General features: G+C 68.4%; 15 protein-coding genes and 1 pseudogene. All 16 read left to right on the forward strand.

The genetic code is table 11. The features are described 5' to 3' along the window. The first annotated feature begins 269 nt into the window (after window positions 1-269). The 16 genes and pseudogenes from ROSELON_RS18200 to ROSELON_RS11290 all read left to right on the forward strand — a co-directional run bounded on the left by ROSELON_RS18200 (window position 270) and on the right by ROSELON_RS11290 (window position 13,113). On the forward strand, window positions 270-899 hold the full coding sequence (locus ROSELON_RS18200) for a hypothetical protein (protein ID WP_025312486.1): 630 nt from the start codon (window positions 270-272) through the stop codon (window positions 897-899). Window positions 900-995: 96 nt separating this feature from the next. Next, window positions 996-1,938, forward strand: a pseudogene (fabD, locus tag ROSELON_RS11220) (ACP S-malonyltransferase). Further along, window positions 1,931-2,506 (forward strand): hypothetical protein, encoded by a 576-nt coding sequence (locus tag ROSELON_RS11225; RefSeq protein WP_025312487.1) that lies wholly within the window; start codon window positions 1,931-1,933, stop codon window positions 2,504-2,506. The pseudogene fabD and the gene ROSELON_RS11225 overlap by 8 nt, the downstream one beginning before the upstream one ends. 78 nt (window positions 2,507-2,584) lie before the next feature. Then, window positions 2,585-3,322, forward strand: coding sequence for a 3-oxoacyl-[acyl-carrier-protein] reductase (fabG, locus tag ROSELON_RS11230; protein WP_025312488.1), 738 nt, complete (start codon window positions 2,585-2,587; stop codon window positions 3,320-3,322). 210 nt (window positions 3,323-3,532) lie between these two features. After that, window positions 3,533-3,766, forward strand: a complete 234-nt coding sequence (locus ROSELON_RS11235; protein WP_025312489.1) for an acyl carrier protein — start codon at window positions 3,533-3,535, stop codon at window positions 3,764-3,766. A gap of 183 nt (window positions 3,767-3,949) precedes the next feature. Then, window positions 3,950-5,206, forward strand: a complete 1,257-nt coding sequence (fabF, locus tag ROSELON_RS11240; RefSeq protein ID WP_025312490.1) for a beta-ketoacyl-ACP synthase II — start codon at window positions 3,950-3,952, stop codon at window positions 5,204-5,206. Between the two features lie 6 nt (window positions 5,207-5,212). Beyond that, the gene (gene mltG / locus ROSELON_RS11245) at window positions 5,213-6,370 is read left to right on the forward strand and encodes an endolytic transglycosylase MltG (RefSeq protein WP_025312491.1); all 1,158 of its coding nucleotides are present in this window, start codon (window positions 5,213-5,215) and stop codon (window positions 6,368-6,370) included. A gap of 313 nt (window positions 6,371-6,683) precedes the next feature. Further along, on the forward strand, window positions 6,684-7,040 hold the full coding sequence (locus tag ROSELON_RS11250; protein WP_025312492.1) for a hypothetical protein: 357 nt from the start codon (window positions 6,684-6,686) through the stop codon (window positions 7,038-7,040). After that, window positions 6,934-8,310, forward strand: a complete 1,377-nt coding sequence (locus ROSELON_RS11255; protein ID WP_084613770.1) for a DNA-packaging protein — start codon at window positions 6,934-6,936, stop codon at window positions 8,308-8,310. Before ROSELON_RS11250 ends, ROSELON_RS11255 begins: the two co-directional genes overlap by 107 nt. Window positions 8,311-8,400: 90 nt before the next feature. After that, entirely contained in the window at window positions 8,401-9,564 is a 1,164-nt protein-coding gene (locus ROSELON_RS11260) for a phage portal protein (RefSeq protein ID WP_025312494.1), read from the forward strand. Continuing rightward, window positions 9,561-9,809, forward strand: coding sequence for a GTA head formation protein, RCAP_rcc01685 family (locus ROSELON_RS11265; protein WP_025312495.1), 249 nt, complete (start codon window positions 9,561-9,563; stop codon window positions 9,807-9,809). The genes ROSELON_RS11260 and ROSELON_RS11265 overlap by 4 nt, the downstream gene beginning before the upstream one ends. Before the next feature lie 9 nt (window positions 9,810-9,818). Further along, entirely contained in the window at window positions 9,819-10,379 is a 561-nt protein-coding gene (locus tag ROSELON_RS11270) for an HK97 family phage prohead protease (protein WP_025312496.1), read from the forward strand. A gap of 25 nt (window positions 10,380-10,404) precedes the next feature. Further along, window positions 10,405-11,574, forward strand: coding sequence for a phage major capsid protein (locus tag ROSELON_RS11275; RefSeq protein WP_025312497.1), 1,170 nt, complete (start codon window positions 10,405-10,407; stop codon window positions 11,572-11,574). A gap of 215 nt (window positions 11,575-11,789) precedes the next feature. After that, window positions 11,790-12,386: a head-tail connector protein gene (locus ROSELON_RS11280; protein ID WP_245605337.1), complete on the forward strand. Its 597-nt coding sequence runs from the start codon at window positions 11,790-11,792 to the stop codon at window positions 12,384-12,386. Continuing rightward, the gene (locus tag ROSELON_RS11285) at window positions 12,383-12,712 is read left to right on the forward strand and encodes a head-tail adaptor protein (RefSeq protein ID WP_025312499.1); all 330 of its coding nucleotides are present in this window, start codon (window positions 12,383-12,385) and stop codon (window positions 12,710-12,712) included. Before ROSELON_RS11280 ends, ROSELON_RS11285 begins: the two co-directional genes overlap by 4 nt. After that, entirely contained in the window at window positions 12,709-13,113 is a 405-nt protein-coding gene (locus ROSELON_RS11290; RefSeq protein ID WP_025312500.1) for a DUF3168 domain-containing protein, read from the forward strand. Before ROSELON_RS11285 ends, ROSELON_RS11290 begins: the two co-directional genes overlap by 4 nt. The last annotated feature ends 24 nt before the right edge of the window (window positions 13,114-13,137 follow it).

Consider the following 13,137-nt stretch of genomic DNA (forward strand, 5'->3'; position numbering starts at 1 on the left):
GTTTGGACAGCTTGCCGATTTCCGCACCGCCGAAGATGGCGTGGTGACGGTCGACTGGCTTGTGTTGCTCGCGGCCCTGACCGTGGCCGGCATGGTGGTTCTGGATATCGGCACGGGCGCGATGAGCGGACACAACGACACCATCCACAGCGAGTTGCAGGATAGCGAGTTCGAATCCGCCTGGGATGACTATGTCCCAGTGCAGCCCCCCGACGACCCCGATGACGACACCGAAGATTTCGCCGGCTGGATTCCGACCGAGCCCGGCAATGGCGGCGGCACCGGGGACCGGCGGGGGCGGTGGCGGCACCGGCACCGGCGGCACCGGCGGAACGGGCGGCGGCGGAACCGGCGACCCCGGCACAGGGGGCGGCGGCACCGGCGGCACGGGCGGCGGCGGCACGGGTGGCACGGGTGGCGGAACCGGGGGCGGTACGACCGATCCCGATCCGGTGACACCCTATATCCCGACCTCTCCCGTGGTCGGGTGCCCCTCGACGGATTATCTGGGCGAGGCCTACACCACGACGGGCGAGGATCTCGAGGACGAAACCGTCCGCCTCGACGCCTCGGGCGGCGGGCAGACCCCTCTGGACAGTTGTCCCGGCATTCCGGGCACGGGCTATGTCTATGCCAACCCGACCTTTTCGCTCTACCTGTCCGAGATGGACGATTTCGAACGTTTCGTGGTGCGCATCCACAGCGACTGCGACACCACTCTTCTGCTGCGCGATGCGCAGGGCAATTACCATTTCGACGACGACAGTGGCCCCGACCTCAACGGGCGTCTGCGGCTGCGCGACATGGAGCCCTTGAACGGGCGGGTCGATATCTATGTCGGCACGTTCGACGGCGATACCTGCAACGACGTGCAGGTGCGCCTCATTCTCAGGGACTGATCCCGCCGCGGTTCTTGGGCGTTGCCCCGCCGCGCGGCTTGCGCTAGCTCCCTCCCATCCGATCGCCACGACCCGTTGATGGGAGGAGAGACATCCATGACCCGCGCCTTCATCTTTCCCGGCCAGGGGGCCCAGACCATCGGCATGGGCCGCGATCTGGCCGAAACCTACCCGCAGGCCCGCGCCGTCTTTGACGAGGTGGACGCGGCGCTGGGGGAAAAGCTCTCGACCCTGATCGTGGGAGGGGGCGCAGGACGATCTGACGCTCACCCGCAACGCCCAGCCCGCGCTGATGGCCACCTCCATGGCGGTGATGGCCGCGCTGCAGGCCGAGGGCGTCGAGGTGACCGCCGCCGCCTATGTCGCGGGCCACAGCCTGGGCGAGTATTCGGCGCTGGCCGCGGCACAAGCGATCAGCCTCGGCGATGCCGCGCGGCTGCTGCGGATCCGCGGCGACGCAATGCAAAAGGCCGTGGCCCCCGGCGAGGGGGCGATGGCCGCCCTGCTGGGGCTGGATTTCGACGCCGCCAGTGCCGTCGCCGCCGAGGCCGCCAAGGGCCAGGTCTGCGCCGCGGCCAATGACAACGATCCGGGTCAGGTCGTGATTTCGGGCGATCGCGACGCCGTGGACCGCGCCATCGAGATCGCCAAGGGACAGGGCGCCAAGCGCGCCGTGCTGCTGCCGGTGTCGGCCCCGTTTCACTGCGCGCTGATGCAACCGGCCGCCGACGCGATGGCCGAGGCCCTGGCCGAGGTCGCTTTCTCGGCGCCCATCGTGCCGCTGGTGGGCAATGTGACGGCCGAGGCCGACAGCTCGGTCGATGCGATCCGCACGCGCCTGATCGATCAGGTCACGGGGCGCGTGCGCTGGCGCGAAAGCGTCGGCTGGATGGCCGCCCATGGCGTGACCGAGATGTGGGAAATCGGCGCCGGCAAGGCGCTGTCGGGCATGGTGCGGCGCATCGACCGCAGCGTCGCCACCCGCCCCGTGGGCAGCGTGGACGAGGTCAAGGCCGCGGTGGCGAGCGTCGATGGCTAGGAAGCTGCTTATCTGGGCGCTGGGCCTGATCGTCGCCGTCGGCGGCACCGCCGCGCTGTTGGTGTTTGCAACGTCGGGGGCCACGACCTTCCGCGTCGAGGACGGCACGCGCCTGCATGTCGAGGGCAAGATCACCGGCGCCAGCACCGAGCGGGTCACCAACCTGCTGGAGCAGCATCCCGGCCTGTCCGAGGTGGTCCTCGGCGATATTCCCGGCACAGACGATGCGAACTGGCTGCTGGCCATCGGCTACCATTTCCGCAATGCCGGGCTGAGCACGCGGGCGGTCGGCACGCTGGACAATGACGCCATCCTGCTGTGGCTGGCCGGCACCGAGCGGCGCATCGACGGCGGCAGGTTTCGCGTCAGCGATGCCGCCGGCGCGCGCGATCTGGGGCTGCCCTTCGACCGCAGCGACGTGGCCGTGGCCGAACGGCGGCGCTTTGCGCTGGCGATCCTGGGCGACGAGGGCTTTGCCCGCGAGATCGAGGCGCTGCGCGCCCTGGGCGGGGTGCAGCGACTGGACCCCGACAGCGCGCTGATCCGGCCGCTCGTGGCCGCCGACTAGGCCCGGCGCTCTGGCTATGGAACGCCGCGGCGCGACCTGCTAGGGACGGGCGCACCATCACGGAGCGGAGGCACGGGTATGTTCGATCTGACGGGAAAAACGGCGCTGGTGACGGGCGCGTCTGGCGGGATTGGCGCGGATGTCGCGCGCGCGCTGCACGGCGCGGGGGCCACGGTGGGCCTGTCGGGCACGCGGGTCGACCCGCTGCAGGCGCTGGCCGCCGATCTGGGCGAGCGGGCGCATGTGCTGCCCTGCAACCTGTCGGATGCCGAGGTCGTCGATGCCCTGCCCAAGGCGGCGGCCGCAGCCATGGGCAGCCTCGACATCCTGGTGAACAATGCCGGCATCACGCGGGACAACCTGTTCATGCGCATGTCCGACGACGAATGGGCGCAGGTCCTCGACGTGAACCTGACGGCGGCCATGCGGCTGTGTCGCGGCAGCTTGCGCGGCATGATGAAGGCGCGCTGGGGTAGGATCGTCAACATCACCTCGGTCGTGGGGGCCACGGGCAATCCCGGTCAGGGCAATTACGCCGCCGCCAAGGCGGGTCTGGTGGGCATGTCGAAATCGCTGGCCTACGAGGTCGCCAGCCGTGGCATCACCGTGAACTGCATCGCGCCGGGCTTTATCCAGACGGCGATGACCGACAAGCTGACCGACGATCAGAAGGACAAGATCCTGACCCAGATCCCGGCCGGCCGCATGGGTGATCCGGCCGAGATCGCGGCGGCGGTGCTGTATCTGGCCAGCCCCGAGGCCGGTTATGTCACCGGCGCGACACTGCATGTGAACGGCGGCATGGCGATGATCTGACAAGGTCCATGGCAGGGCTGCCGCGGCGTCATTTTGCGGCCCGCCCCCCATTGCCTTCGTCGGGAACTATGCTATGAGCGGCGCAGTTTTGCCGGGGGCATCTTGCTTTCCGGTCGGCCCCTCGGGGCGGATTGAGTGGCCGGACAGGCAGAACGCAAACGAAAGCGCCCGAAGAGACGAGGGGCGCAAGCTAGGAATGAGGACATCAAGATGAGCGACGTTGCAGATCGCGTGAAGAAAATCGTTGTCGAGCACCTGAGCGTGGAAGAGGACAAGGTGACCGAGAGCGCCTCGTTCATCGACGATCTGGGCGCCGACTCGCTGGACACGGTCGAGCTGGTCATGGCCTTCGAAGAGGAGTTCGGCATCGAGATCCCCGATGACGCCGCCGAAACGATCCAGACCTTCGGCGACGCGGTCAAGTTCATCAAGGAAGCGCAGTAAGCGCCAGTCCTGACAGGATTGTGGAAAACGGCGTCCCGCCCGGGGCGCCGTTTTTCTTTGCGCCGCAGGCTGGCGCGGCGGTGCGGCGGCGCTTCCTTGCCGAGGACGGGCCGGGCAGGGGATTGCCCCCGGTCCCCCTCTGGCGGTATCAGAACCCGAAGTTTGGCAAGAAGGGCGAGAAACATGCGTCGAGTGGTTGTGACGGGGCTGGGGCTGGTGACGCCGCTGGCCTGCGGGGTCGAGGAAACCTGGTCGCGCTTGCTGGCCGGGCAGTCGGGCGCGGGCCCGATCACGCGGTTCGATGCGACCGGCTATGGCACCACCTATGCCTGCGAGCTGCCCCTTGGCGACGGCACGAACGGCACCTTCAATCCCGATGACTGGATGGCGCCCAAGGAACGGCGCAAGGTCGATGACTTCATCCTCTACGGGCTGGCCGCCGCCGATCAGGCGATCAAGGATGCCGGCTGGACCCCCGAGGACGCCGACGCGCTGGAGCGGACCGGGGTCCTGATCGGATCGGGCATCGGGGGGCTGAGTTCCATCGCCGATACCTCGATCACGCTCAACGAAAAGGGGCCGCGCCGCGTGTCGCCCTTCTTCGTGCCCGGCGCGCTGATCAACCTGGTCTCGGGGCAGGTGTCGATCCGCCATGGCTACAAAGGGCCCAACCATGCCGTCGTGACCGCCTGCTCGACCGGGGCACATGCCATCGGCGACGCGGCCCGCCTGATCCAGTGGGGCGATGCCGACGTGATGATCGCGGGCGGCGCGGAATCGCCGATCTGCGGCATCGGTATCGCCGGTTTCAATGCCTGCAAGGCGCTCAGCACCAAGCGCGCCGACGATCCGACCAAGGCCAGCCGCCCCTGGGATGCGGACAGTGACGGCTTTGTCATGGGCGAGGGCGCGGGCATCGTCGTGCTGGAGGAATACGAGCACGCGGTGGCGCGCGGCGCAAAAATCTACGGCGAGATCCTGGGCTATGGCCTGTCGGGCGACGCCTATCACATCACCGCCCCGCCGCCCGATCACGAAGGCGCCGAACGCGCCATGCGCGCCGCCCTGAAACGCGCGGGCCTGCAGGCCAGCGATATCGACTATGTGAACGCGCATGGCACCTCGACCATGGCCGACACGATCGAGTTGAGCGCGGTCGAGCGCGTCATGGGCGATCATGCCTCCAGGGTGCTGATGTCCTCGACCAAATCCTCGACCGGCCACCTGCTGGGCGCGGCCGGCGCGATCGAGGCGATCTTCTGCATCCTCGCCATGCGCGACCAGGTCGCGCCGCCGACCATCAACCTCGACAACGTGGCCGCGGAGACGCCGATCAACCTCTGCGCCAACGAGGCGGTGAAGGCCGAGATCAACATCGTGCAATCCAACAGCTTTGGCTTTGGCGGCACCAATGCCTGTCTCATCATGGGCAAGGTGTAAGCGATCATGTGGAAATCCGTTGCCGCGAACGGGATGAGCTTTCTGATCGTGGCGCTGATCGCGCTGGCGGGCGTCATCGGCTGGGGCCAGCACCAGTTCCAGGCCGAGGGGCCGCTGGAGCAGCCCATCTTCTACGAGGTGCCGCGCGGGGCCACGCTCGGCGCGGTCTCCGACGGGCTGGAAGAGGCCGGGGCCGTGCGCAGCGCCATGATTTTCCGCCTCGGGACGGAATATGCCGACCGGGCGGGCGATCTGAGGTTCGGGAATTACGAGATCCCGGCGCGCGCCTCGATGGAGGAGATCCTCGATATCGTCACCACGGGCGGGCCCTCGACCTTCCGCTATGTCGCCACCTATGTGCTGCGCATCGACGGCACGGGCGAGTTGCGCCTGCGCGAACGCGTGCCGGGCGAGGAGGCGCTGCGCGATCTGGCCGAGTTTTCCTATGACGACGAGATCCCGGCCATCTACCGCGAGCTGGTCGAAAGCGACGCGATCAGCGTCTATCGCGTGGCCATCCCCGAGGGGCTGACCAGCTGGCAGATCGTCGAGGGGCTGAACCGCGCCGATTTCCTGTCGGGCGAGGTGGCCGAGATCCCGCCCGAGGGGATGCTGGCCCCAGATACCTACGAGATGCGGCGCGGGGCCGATCGCAACGCGTTGCTGGCCGAGATGCAGGCCGCGCAGGAGGCGATCCTGACCGCGGCCTGGGAAAACCGAGTCGATGGCCTGCCCCTGGCCAGTGCCGAAGAGGCGCTGATTCTGGCCTCGATCATCGAGAAGGAAACCGGCGTCGCGGAAGAGCGTCGGCAGGTGTCCAGCGTCTTCGTCAACCGCCTCAACCGCGGCATGCGCCTGCAGACCGACCCGACCGTGATCTACGGAATCACGAACGGGCAGGGCGTGCTTGGGCGGGGGATTCGCGCCTCGGAATTGCGGGCAGAGACGCCGTACAACACCTATGTGATCGACGGTTTGCCGCCCACGCCCATCGCCAATCCGGGCCGCGCGGCGATCGAGGCGGCGGTGAACCCCGACGAAACCCCGTACATCTTCTTCGTCGCGGATGGCACGGGCGGCCATGCCTTTGCGGTGACTTTGGCCGAGCATAACGAGAATGTCGCGCGCTGGCGGCAGATCGAGGCCGAGCGCGCGAACCAGTGAAACAAGGGCTTGTCGCGGGCAGGCGGCGCGCGGGCGGGGTCTTGACCCCCACCCGCGCGCGGCGGCCATGGGCCGCTTTTTTCGAGTTTTTTTGCCAAGATGAAGGGGCGGCCGGGTTAACAGGTCGTTACCGCGCGGCGCATTCGTTAACCCCTTGAAAACACAAAAACTATTGACCCTGCGCGCGGTCCGTGGCATCACTTGTAACACGCTGGATGACGTGGGTGAACGGCCCGGGGATACCCCCGAGGCCGTTTTTTCATGTCTTGCTCGTGCTTCGGGGAACGCATTTCCGATCACGGGGACATTTTCAATGACCGACAACATTCAACTCGACCTCACGCTGGAAGAGGCGGAGAAAATCGTGGCCTACGCGATGGAGGCTTTCGACACCACGATCGAGGCCCTCAGGGACACGGTGCAGGTGCTCAGGAGCATGCCGGAAACCGGCGAACGCGAGGTCATCAAGGACGTCAAGGCGATGAACAACGCCCTGATGTTCACGATGGAGATGCAGGAGAAGGCCCGTGCCGCAGGAAGCAAACGATTTGGGACAGACCGCAATGGATGCAAGCTCGACCTCGACGGGGCGCGGGCCGAGGTCGAAATGCGGCTTGCTTGCCTCCGCGACGCCGGAGGCGCAGGCGGCGTTTCTGGACAGCCTGAGTGACAATGCGCTGGCGGCGCTGCCCTGGCTGTTCGAGGTCTGGGCGCTGCCGCACCAGTTGCCGCCGATGGGGGATTGGCGCAGCTGGGTGGTGATGGGCGGGCGCGGCGCGGGCAAGACCCGCGCCGGGGCCGAATGGGTGCGGTCGATGGTCGAGGGCGCCGGCCCGCGCGATCCGGGCCGCGCCCGGCGCGTGGCGCTGCTGGGTGAGACCTATGACCAGGCGTTGGCGGTGATGGTGAAGGGGGAGAGCGGGATATTGGCCTGCTCTCCGCCGGATCGCAAACCGCGCTGGGTGGCGGGCGAACGCCTGCTGGTCTGGCCCAACGGCGCCGAGGCGCGGCTGTTTTCGGCCCACGACCCCGAGGCGTTGCGCGGCCCGCAATTCGACGCCGCCTGGGCCGATGAACTGGCCAAATGGCCCAACGCGCAAGAGACATGGGACATGCTGCAATTCGGTCTTCGCCTGGGCCGGCACCCGCAGGCCGTGGTCACCACCACGCCGCGCAACGTGCCCGCGCTGAAGGACCTGCTGGCGCGGCCCTCGACGGTGATGACCCACGCCCCGACCGAGGCCAACCGCGCCTTCCTCGCGCCCTCGTTCCTGGAGGAAGTGCAGGCACGTTATGCCGGCACGCGGCTGGGGCGGCAGGAACTGGCGGGCGAGCTCCTGGACGATGTCGACGGCGCGCTGTGGCAGCGGGCGCAGATCGACCGCAGCCGCACCGGCGTGCGCCCGGGCGACATGCGAGTGATCGTCGCCGTCGACCCGCCGGTGACGGGCCATGACGCCTCGGACGCCTGCGGCATCGTGGTGGTCGGCATCGTCGAACAGGGGCCGGTGCGCGACTGGCGCGCCGTGGTGCTGGAGGATTGCAGCCTGCGCGCCGTCAGCCCGACCGAATGGGCCGAGGCCGCCAGCGCCGCCTATCACCGCCACAAGGCCGCCCGCATGGTGGCCGAGGTGAACCAGGGCGGTGATCTTGTCGAAACGCTGATGCGGCAGGTGGACCCGCTGGTGAATTACCGCGCCGTGCGCGCCGCCCGTGGCAAGGCCGCCCGGGCCGAACCCGTCGCCGCGCTCTATGAACAGGGGCGCGTCGCGCATCTGGGCAGCCTGCCCGAGTTGGAAGACGAGATGTGCCGCATGACGCTGACCGGCTATCAGGGCGGGCGCAGCCCCGACCGGCTGGATGCGCTGGTCTGGGCGCTGACCGACGGGCTGATCGCCCCGGCGGCCAACCGGCTGAACCCCGCGATCCGCGGACTTTGACGACAGTTTGACCCGGCGCGCGCCGCGCGCCCTGACCGCGGGACCATCCGGTCGCCGCGCCCGTTTGCATGGCTTGAGGAGAGATAGCGCATGGTTTTGGATTTCCTGAGGAAAAACGAACCCCAGACGCCCGAGCGCAAGGCCTCGGCCAGCGCGCGCGTCGCCGTCTGGGGCAGCGCGGGGCGGGTCGCCTGGTCGCCGCGCGACACGGTTTCGCTGACGAAGAACGGCTTTCTCGGCAACCCGGTGGGCTATCGCGCCGTCCGCCTGATCGCCGAGGCCGCCGCCGCCCTGCCCATCGTGGCGCAGGACAGCACGCGGCGATACGAGGCGCACCCCGCGCTGGCGCTGATCGCGCGGCCCAATGCGGGCCAGGGCCGGGCCGAGTTGCTCGAGGCCGCCTATGCGCAGCTGATGCTGTCGGGCAACGCCTATCTCGAGGCCGTCACACCCGAACCCGGCTGGCCGGTCGAGCTGCATGTCCTGCGCTCGGACCGCATGGCGCTGGTGCCCGGCGCCGATGGCTGGCCCATGGCCTATGATTATACCGTGGGCAGCCGCAAGCATCGCTACGCGCCCGAGGTGATTTGCCATATCAAGGGTTTCCATCCGCAGGACGACCACTACGGTCTGGCCCCGATCCAGGCGGCGGCGACGGCCATCGACGTCCATAATGCCGCCGCGCGTTGGTCAAAGGCGTTGCTGGACAATGCCGCGCGGCCCTCGGGGGCGATCATCTATCGGGGCGTGGATGGCGCCGGATCGATGTCGCAAGACCAGTTCGACCGCCTGCAGATGGAGTTGGAAAGCCACCACCAGGGCGCGCGCAACGCGGGCCGCCCGATGCTGCTGGAAGGGGGGCTCGACTGGAAACCGATGGGGTTCAGCCCCTCGGACATGGAGTTCCAGAAAACCAAGGAGTCCGCCTCCCGCGACATCGCGCTGGCCTTCGGCGTGCCGCCCATGCTGCTGGGTATCCCCGGCGATGCGACCTACGCCAATTACGCCGAGGCCAACCGCGCCTTCTACCGGCTGACGGTGCTGCCCCTGGCGCAGAAGGTGCTGGCGACGCTGTCTTTCTGGCTCTCGGGGCTGGGGGGCGAGCCGATCGACCTGCGCCCCGACCTCGACCAGGTCCCGGCGCTGTCGGTCGAGCGCGAGGCGCAATGGCGCCGGGTGGCCGAGGCCGATTTCCTCACCGAGGGTGAGAAACGCCGCATGCTCGGCCTGCCCGAGCGCCCGGAGGAGGCATGAGTGGCCGCGAGGCGACGGGCGGCTCGCGGTACCTCTACGCGCCTTTCGACGCCGCCAACGCCCGGATCGAGGCGAATGAACGGGTGCTGGAAGAACGCTGGCAGGCGCTGAGCTTTCGCCTGCAGGGCATCGAAACCGCGTTGGAGCGGCTGGAAAAGCGCCTGTGGCTGGCGGTGTTCGGCGTCGTCAGCGTGATCCTCGCCCAGGGAATCAACCACCTGCTGAACCTCAATGTCGGCGGATAGGAGACCGATATGAATGGACTTTTCGAGACAGGGCTTGAGACTAAGTTCTGCCGCTTCGACGCGGATCTGACGCTTAAGGATGGCGTGAAGATCGAAGGCTATGCCTCGCTCTTCGGGGCGGCGGATCAGGGCGGCGACGTGGTCGAGCCGGGGGCATACGCCCGCAGCCTGACGGCCGAGCGTCGGGTCAAGATGCTGTGGCAGCACGACCCGCGCGAGCCCATCGGCATCTGGGACAGCGTCTCGGAGGATGCCAGGGGCCTGTTCGTGAAGGGCCGCCTTCTCGATGACGTGGCCCGCGCCCGCGAGGCCGCGGCCCTGATCGAGGCGGGTGCCATCGACGGGCTGAGCATCGGCTATCGCACGGTGCGCGCCCACAAGAACGACAAGGGGCAGCGTCTCCTGTCGGAAGTGGAGCTGTGGGAGGTGTCGCTGGTGACCTTCCCCATGCTCCCCGAGGCGCGGGTTGCCGCGGCCACGGCGCCGGACGCCAAGGCCAGCGACCTGCGTGACCTGGCGACGGTGTTTCAGGACGCCCGCCGCAAACTGGCGGCGCGTTCGGCCCGCTGATCCCACCGTAAGAGAGGTGTTCGTGATGACCGAGACGGAGCCTTCGGCCCCCTTGGCTGAGGTGAAATCGGCACTTGCCGGTTTCATGAATGAAATCAGTCAATTTCAAGACGACATGCAAGTGAAGCTTCAAAAACAGGAAGAGCGGATTTCCATGCTGACCACCAAGACCATGACCCATGCCCGCCCCGCGCTGACCGCCGAGATCGACACCGGCGCGCCGCACAAGAAGGCGCTGTCGACCTATCTGCGCTGCGGCGAGGATGACGCGCTGCGCGGCCTCGACCTGGAAGGCAAGGCGATGAACACCGCCGTCAACGCCGAGGGCGGCTATCTGGTCGATCCGCAGACGGCCGAGACGATCCAGTCGGTGCTGCAATCCTCGTCCTCGCTGCGCGCCATCGCCAATGTCGTGGCCGTCGAGGCGACCAGTTTCGACGTCCTCATCGACACCACCGATGCCGGTGCCGGCTGGGCCGACGAAACCAGCGCCACGGGCGAAACCGACACGCCGCAGATCGAGCGCATCTCGATCCCGCTGCACGAATTGTCGGCCCTGCCCAAGGCCAGCCAGCGCCTGCTGGACGATGCGGCCTTCGATATCGAGGGGTGGCTGGCCGCCCGCATCGCCGACAAGTTCGCCCGCGCCGAGGCGGACGCCTTCCTCAACGGCGACGGGTCGGGCAAGCCCACGGGTCTTCTGACCCATCCGATGGTCGAGAACGGCAGCTGGGCCTGGGGCAGCCTGGGCTATGTCGCCACCGGCACCGACGGCGATTTCGATGCGGCCAACCCCGCCGATGCCATCGTCGATCTGGTCTACGCGCTCGGCGCCCGCTACCGCGCCAATGCCAGCTTCGTGATGAACTCGAAAACCGCCGGGGCGGTCCGCAAGATGAAGGATGCCGATGGCCGCTTCCTGTGGTCCGACGGCCTGAGCCAGGGTGAACCGGCCCGCCTGATGGGGTATCCGGTGCTGATCGCCGAGGACATGCCCGACATCGCCACCGACGCGGCGGCCATCGCCTTTGGCGATTTCGGCGCGGGCTACACCATCGCCGAACGTCCCGATCTGCGCGTTTTGCGTGACCCGTTCTCGGCCAAGCCGCATGTGCTGTTCTATGCCACCAAGCGCGTGGGCGGCGACGTGACCGATTTCGCGGCGATCAAGCTGATGAAGTTCGGCACCGCCTGACGGGCGCGGCCCGGCACCCCCGTCCCGGCGTGTTTTCGGCCGGAGCGGGGCGGCGGCGGCAGGGGCGATCCAGCTGCGCGTTTCCCCGCATGAGCAGCGTCTCGTGCCGCCGCCCTCCCTGTCCCTCCTCTCCCACTCCCGAGCGCCGCAGGGCCCCGGCCCTGCACAACAACAATATCCCGGTCCCCCAAGGCCCGAGGCAGGAATTCCCGGAGATGATACCCATGATGATGGTCGAACTGACCAGCGCGCAAAGCGGCGTCCTACCCATTGCCGAACTGGCAGATCACCTGCGCCTGTCGCGCGGGTTCACCGATGACGCCGACCAGGACGCGCGGCTGGAAAGCTGCCTGCGCGCCGCCGCCTCGGCGATCGAGGCGCGCACCGGCAAGGCGTTGTTCCGGCGGCGGTTCCTGCTGACGATCGGCCACTGGTCCACCGATCAGGCGCACCGCCTGCCGATCGCGCCCGTGGCGGCGATCGACAGCCTGACCCTGATCAATCGCAGCGGGGCCGAGACGGTCATCGACCCCGCCGCCTATCATTTGCAGGAGGACGCGCACCGCCCTCAACTGATCGCCACGGGCATGCGCCTGCCGCCGATCCCGACGGGCGGGTCGGCCGAGATCGCCTTTACCGCCGGGTTTGCCGATGACTGGCCCGTGATGCCCGCCGATCTCAGCCAGGCGTTGCTGCTCTTGGCGGGCGAGTTCTATGGCCAGAACGTGAATGCCGACGAGGGCATCCCGTTTGCGGTGTCGGTCCTGATCGAGCCGCACCGCTCGGTCCGGTTGCGGGGGGCGGGGGCATGAGCGTGCCTAACCTGTCGCGCCGCCTGACGCTCGAGGCACCGCAACGGCTGGCCGATGGCGCGGGCGGCTACACCGAAAACTGGGTGCCCCTGGGCCGGCTCTGGGCCGAGGTCGCGCCGCGCGGCGCGGGCCGCGAGGTCGATGTCGCCTCGCAGGTCAATCTCAGGATCACGGTGCGCGCGGCCCCGCCGGGCGCCCCCTCGCGCCCCCGGCCCGAAATGCGGTTCCGCGAGGGCGTGCGGATCTTTCGCATCGAGGCGGTGACCGAGGGCGACGCCACCGGCCGCACGTTGATCTGCTTTGCCAAGGAGGAGACGGGCGCATGAGTTACGCCGCCGCCGCATCCCTGCAAGCGGCCATCTACGAGGCGCTGAGCGCCGATGCGCAGGTGGCGTCGCTGTCGCAGGGCGCCATCTACGACGCGCTGCCGCCTGGCCCGGTGCCCGCGCTTTATGTCAACCTCGGGCCGGAACGCGTGCGCGACCGCTCGGACAAGACCGGGGCGGGCGCGATCCACGATCTGCCGGTCAGCGTCATCACCGACGGGCCCGGTTTCGCCGCCGCCAAGACGCTGGCCGTCGCAATTTCCGACGCGCTGGACGGTGCGGCGCTGAGCCTGGCGCGCGGGCGTCTCGTCAGCCTGGACTTTCTGCGCGCGCGGGCGCGGCGCGCCGGCGCCGGGCGCGAGATCGAGATCTGGTTTCGCGCGCGGATCGACCTCGTGTGATACTTGAGTAATGCCTCGCAACCC

The organism is Roseibacterium elongatum DSM 19469 (genome assembly GCF_000590925.1).
Classification (GTDB): Bacteria; Pseudomonadota; Alphaproteobacteria; order Rhodobacterales; family Rhodobacteraceae; genus Roseibacterium; species Roseibacterium elongatum.

Excerpts from the sequence above, each read along its gene's own strand:
- ROSELON_RS11275 (WP_025312497.1), top strand. The coding sequence starts at position 10,405 with ATGACCGAGACGGAGCCTTCGGCCCCCTTGGCTGAGGTGAAATCGGCA.
- ROSELON_RS11260 (WP_025312494.1), top strand. The coding sequence starts at position 8,401 with ATGGTTTTGGATTTCCTGAGGAAAAACGAACCCCAGACGCCCGAGCGC.
- ROSELON_RS11235 (WP_025312489.1), top strand. The coding sequence starts at position 3,533 with ATGAGCGACGTTGCAGATCGCGTGAAGAAAATCGTTGTCGAGCACCTG.
- ROSELON_RS18200 (WP_025312486.1), top strand. The coding sequence starts at position 270 with ATGGCGGCGGCACCGGGGACCGGCGGGGGCGGTGGCGGCACCGGCACC.
- ROSELON_RS11250 (WP_025312492.1), top strand. The coding sequence starts at position 6,684 with ATGACCGACAACATTCAACTCGACCTCACGCTGGAAGAGGCGGAGAAA.
- ROSELON_RS11225 (WP_025312487.1), top strand. The coding sequence starts at position 1,931 with ATGGCTAGGAAGCTGCTTATCTGGGCGCTGGGCCTGATCGTCGCCGTC.
- ROSELON_RS11280 (WP_245605337.1), top strand. The coding sequence starts at position 11,790 with ATGATACCCATGATGATGGTCGAACTGACCAGCGCGCAAAGCGGCGTC.
- ROSELON_RS11255 (WP_084613770.1), top strand. The coding sequence starts at position 6,934 with ATGGATGCAAGCTCGACCTCGACGGGGCGCGGGCCGAGGTCGAAATGC.
- ROSELON_RS11265 (WP_025312495.1), top strand. The coding sequence starts at position 9,561 with ATGAGTGGCCGCGAGGCGACGGGCGGCTCGCGGTACCTCTACGCGCCT.
- ROSELON_RS11285 (WP_025312499.1), top strand. The coding sequence starts at position 12,383 with ATGAGCGTGCCTAACCTGTCGCGCCGCCTGACGCTCGAGGCACCGCAA.
- ROSELON_RS11290 (WP_025312500.1), top strand. The coding sequence starts at position 12,709 with ATGAGTTACGCCGCCGCCGCATCCCTGCAAGCGGCCATCTACGAGGCG.
- mltG (WP_025312491.1), top strand. The coding sequence starts at position 5,213 with ATGTGGAAATCCGTTGCCGCGAACGGGATGAGCTTTCTGATCGTGGCG.
- ROSELON_RS11270 (WP_025312496.1), top strand. The coding sequence starts at position 9,819 with ATGAATGGACTTTTCGAGACAGGGCTTGAGACTAAGTTCTGCCGCTTC.
- fabG (WP_025312488.1), top strand. The coding sequence starts at position 2,585 with ATGTTCGATCTGACGGGAAAAACGGCGCTGGTGACGGGCGCGTCTGGC.
- fabF (WP_025312490.1), top strand. The coding sequence starts at position 3,950 with ATGCGTCGAGTGGTTGTGACGGGGCTGGGGCTGGTGACGCCGCTGGCC.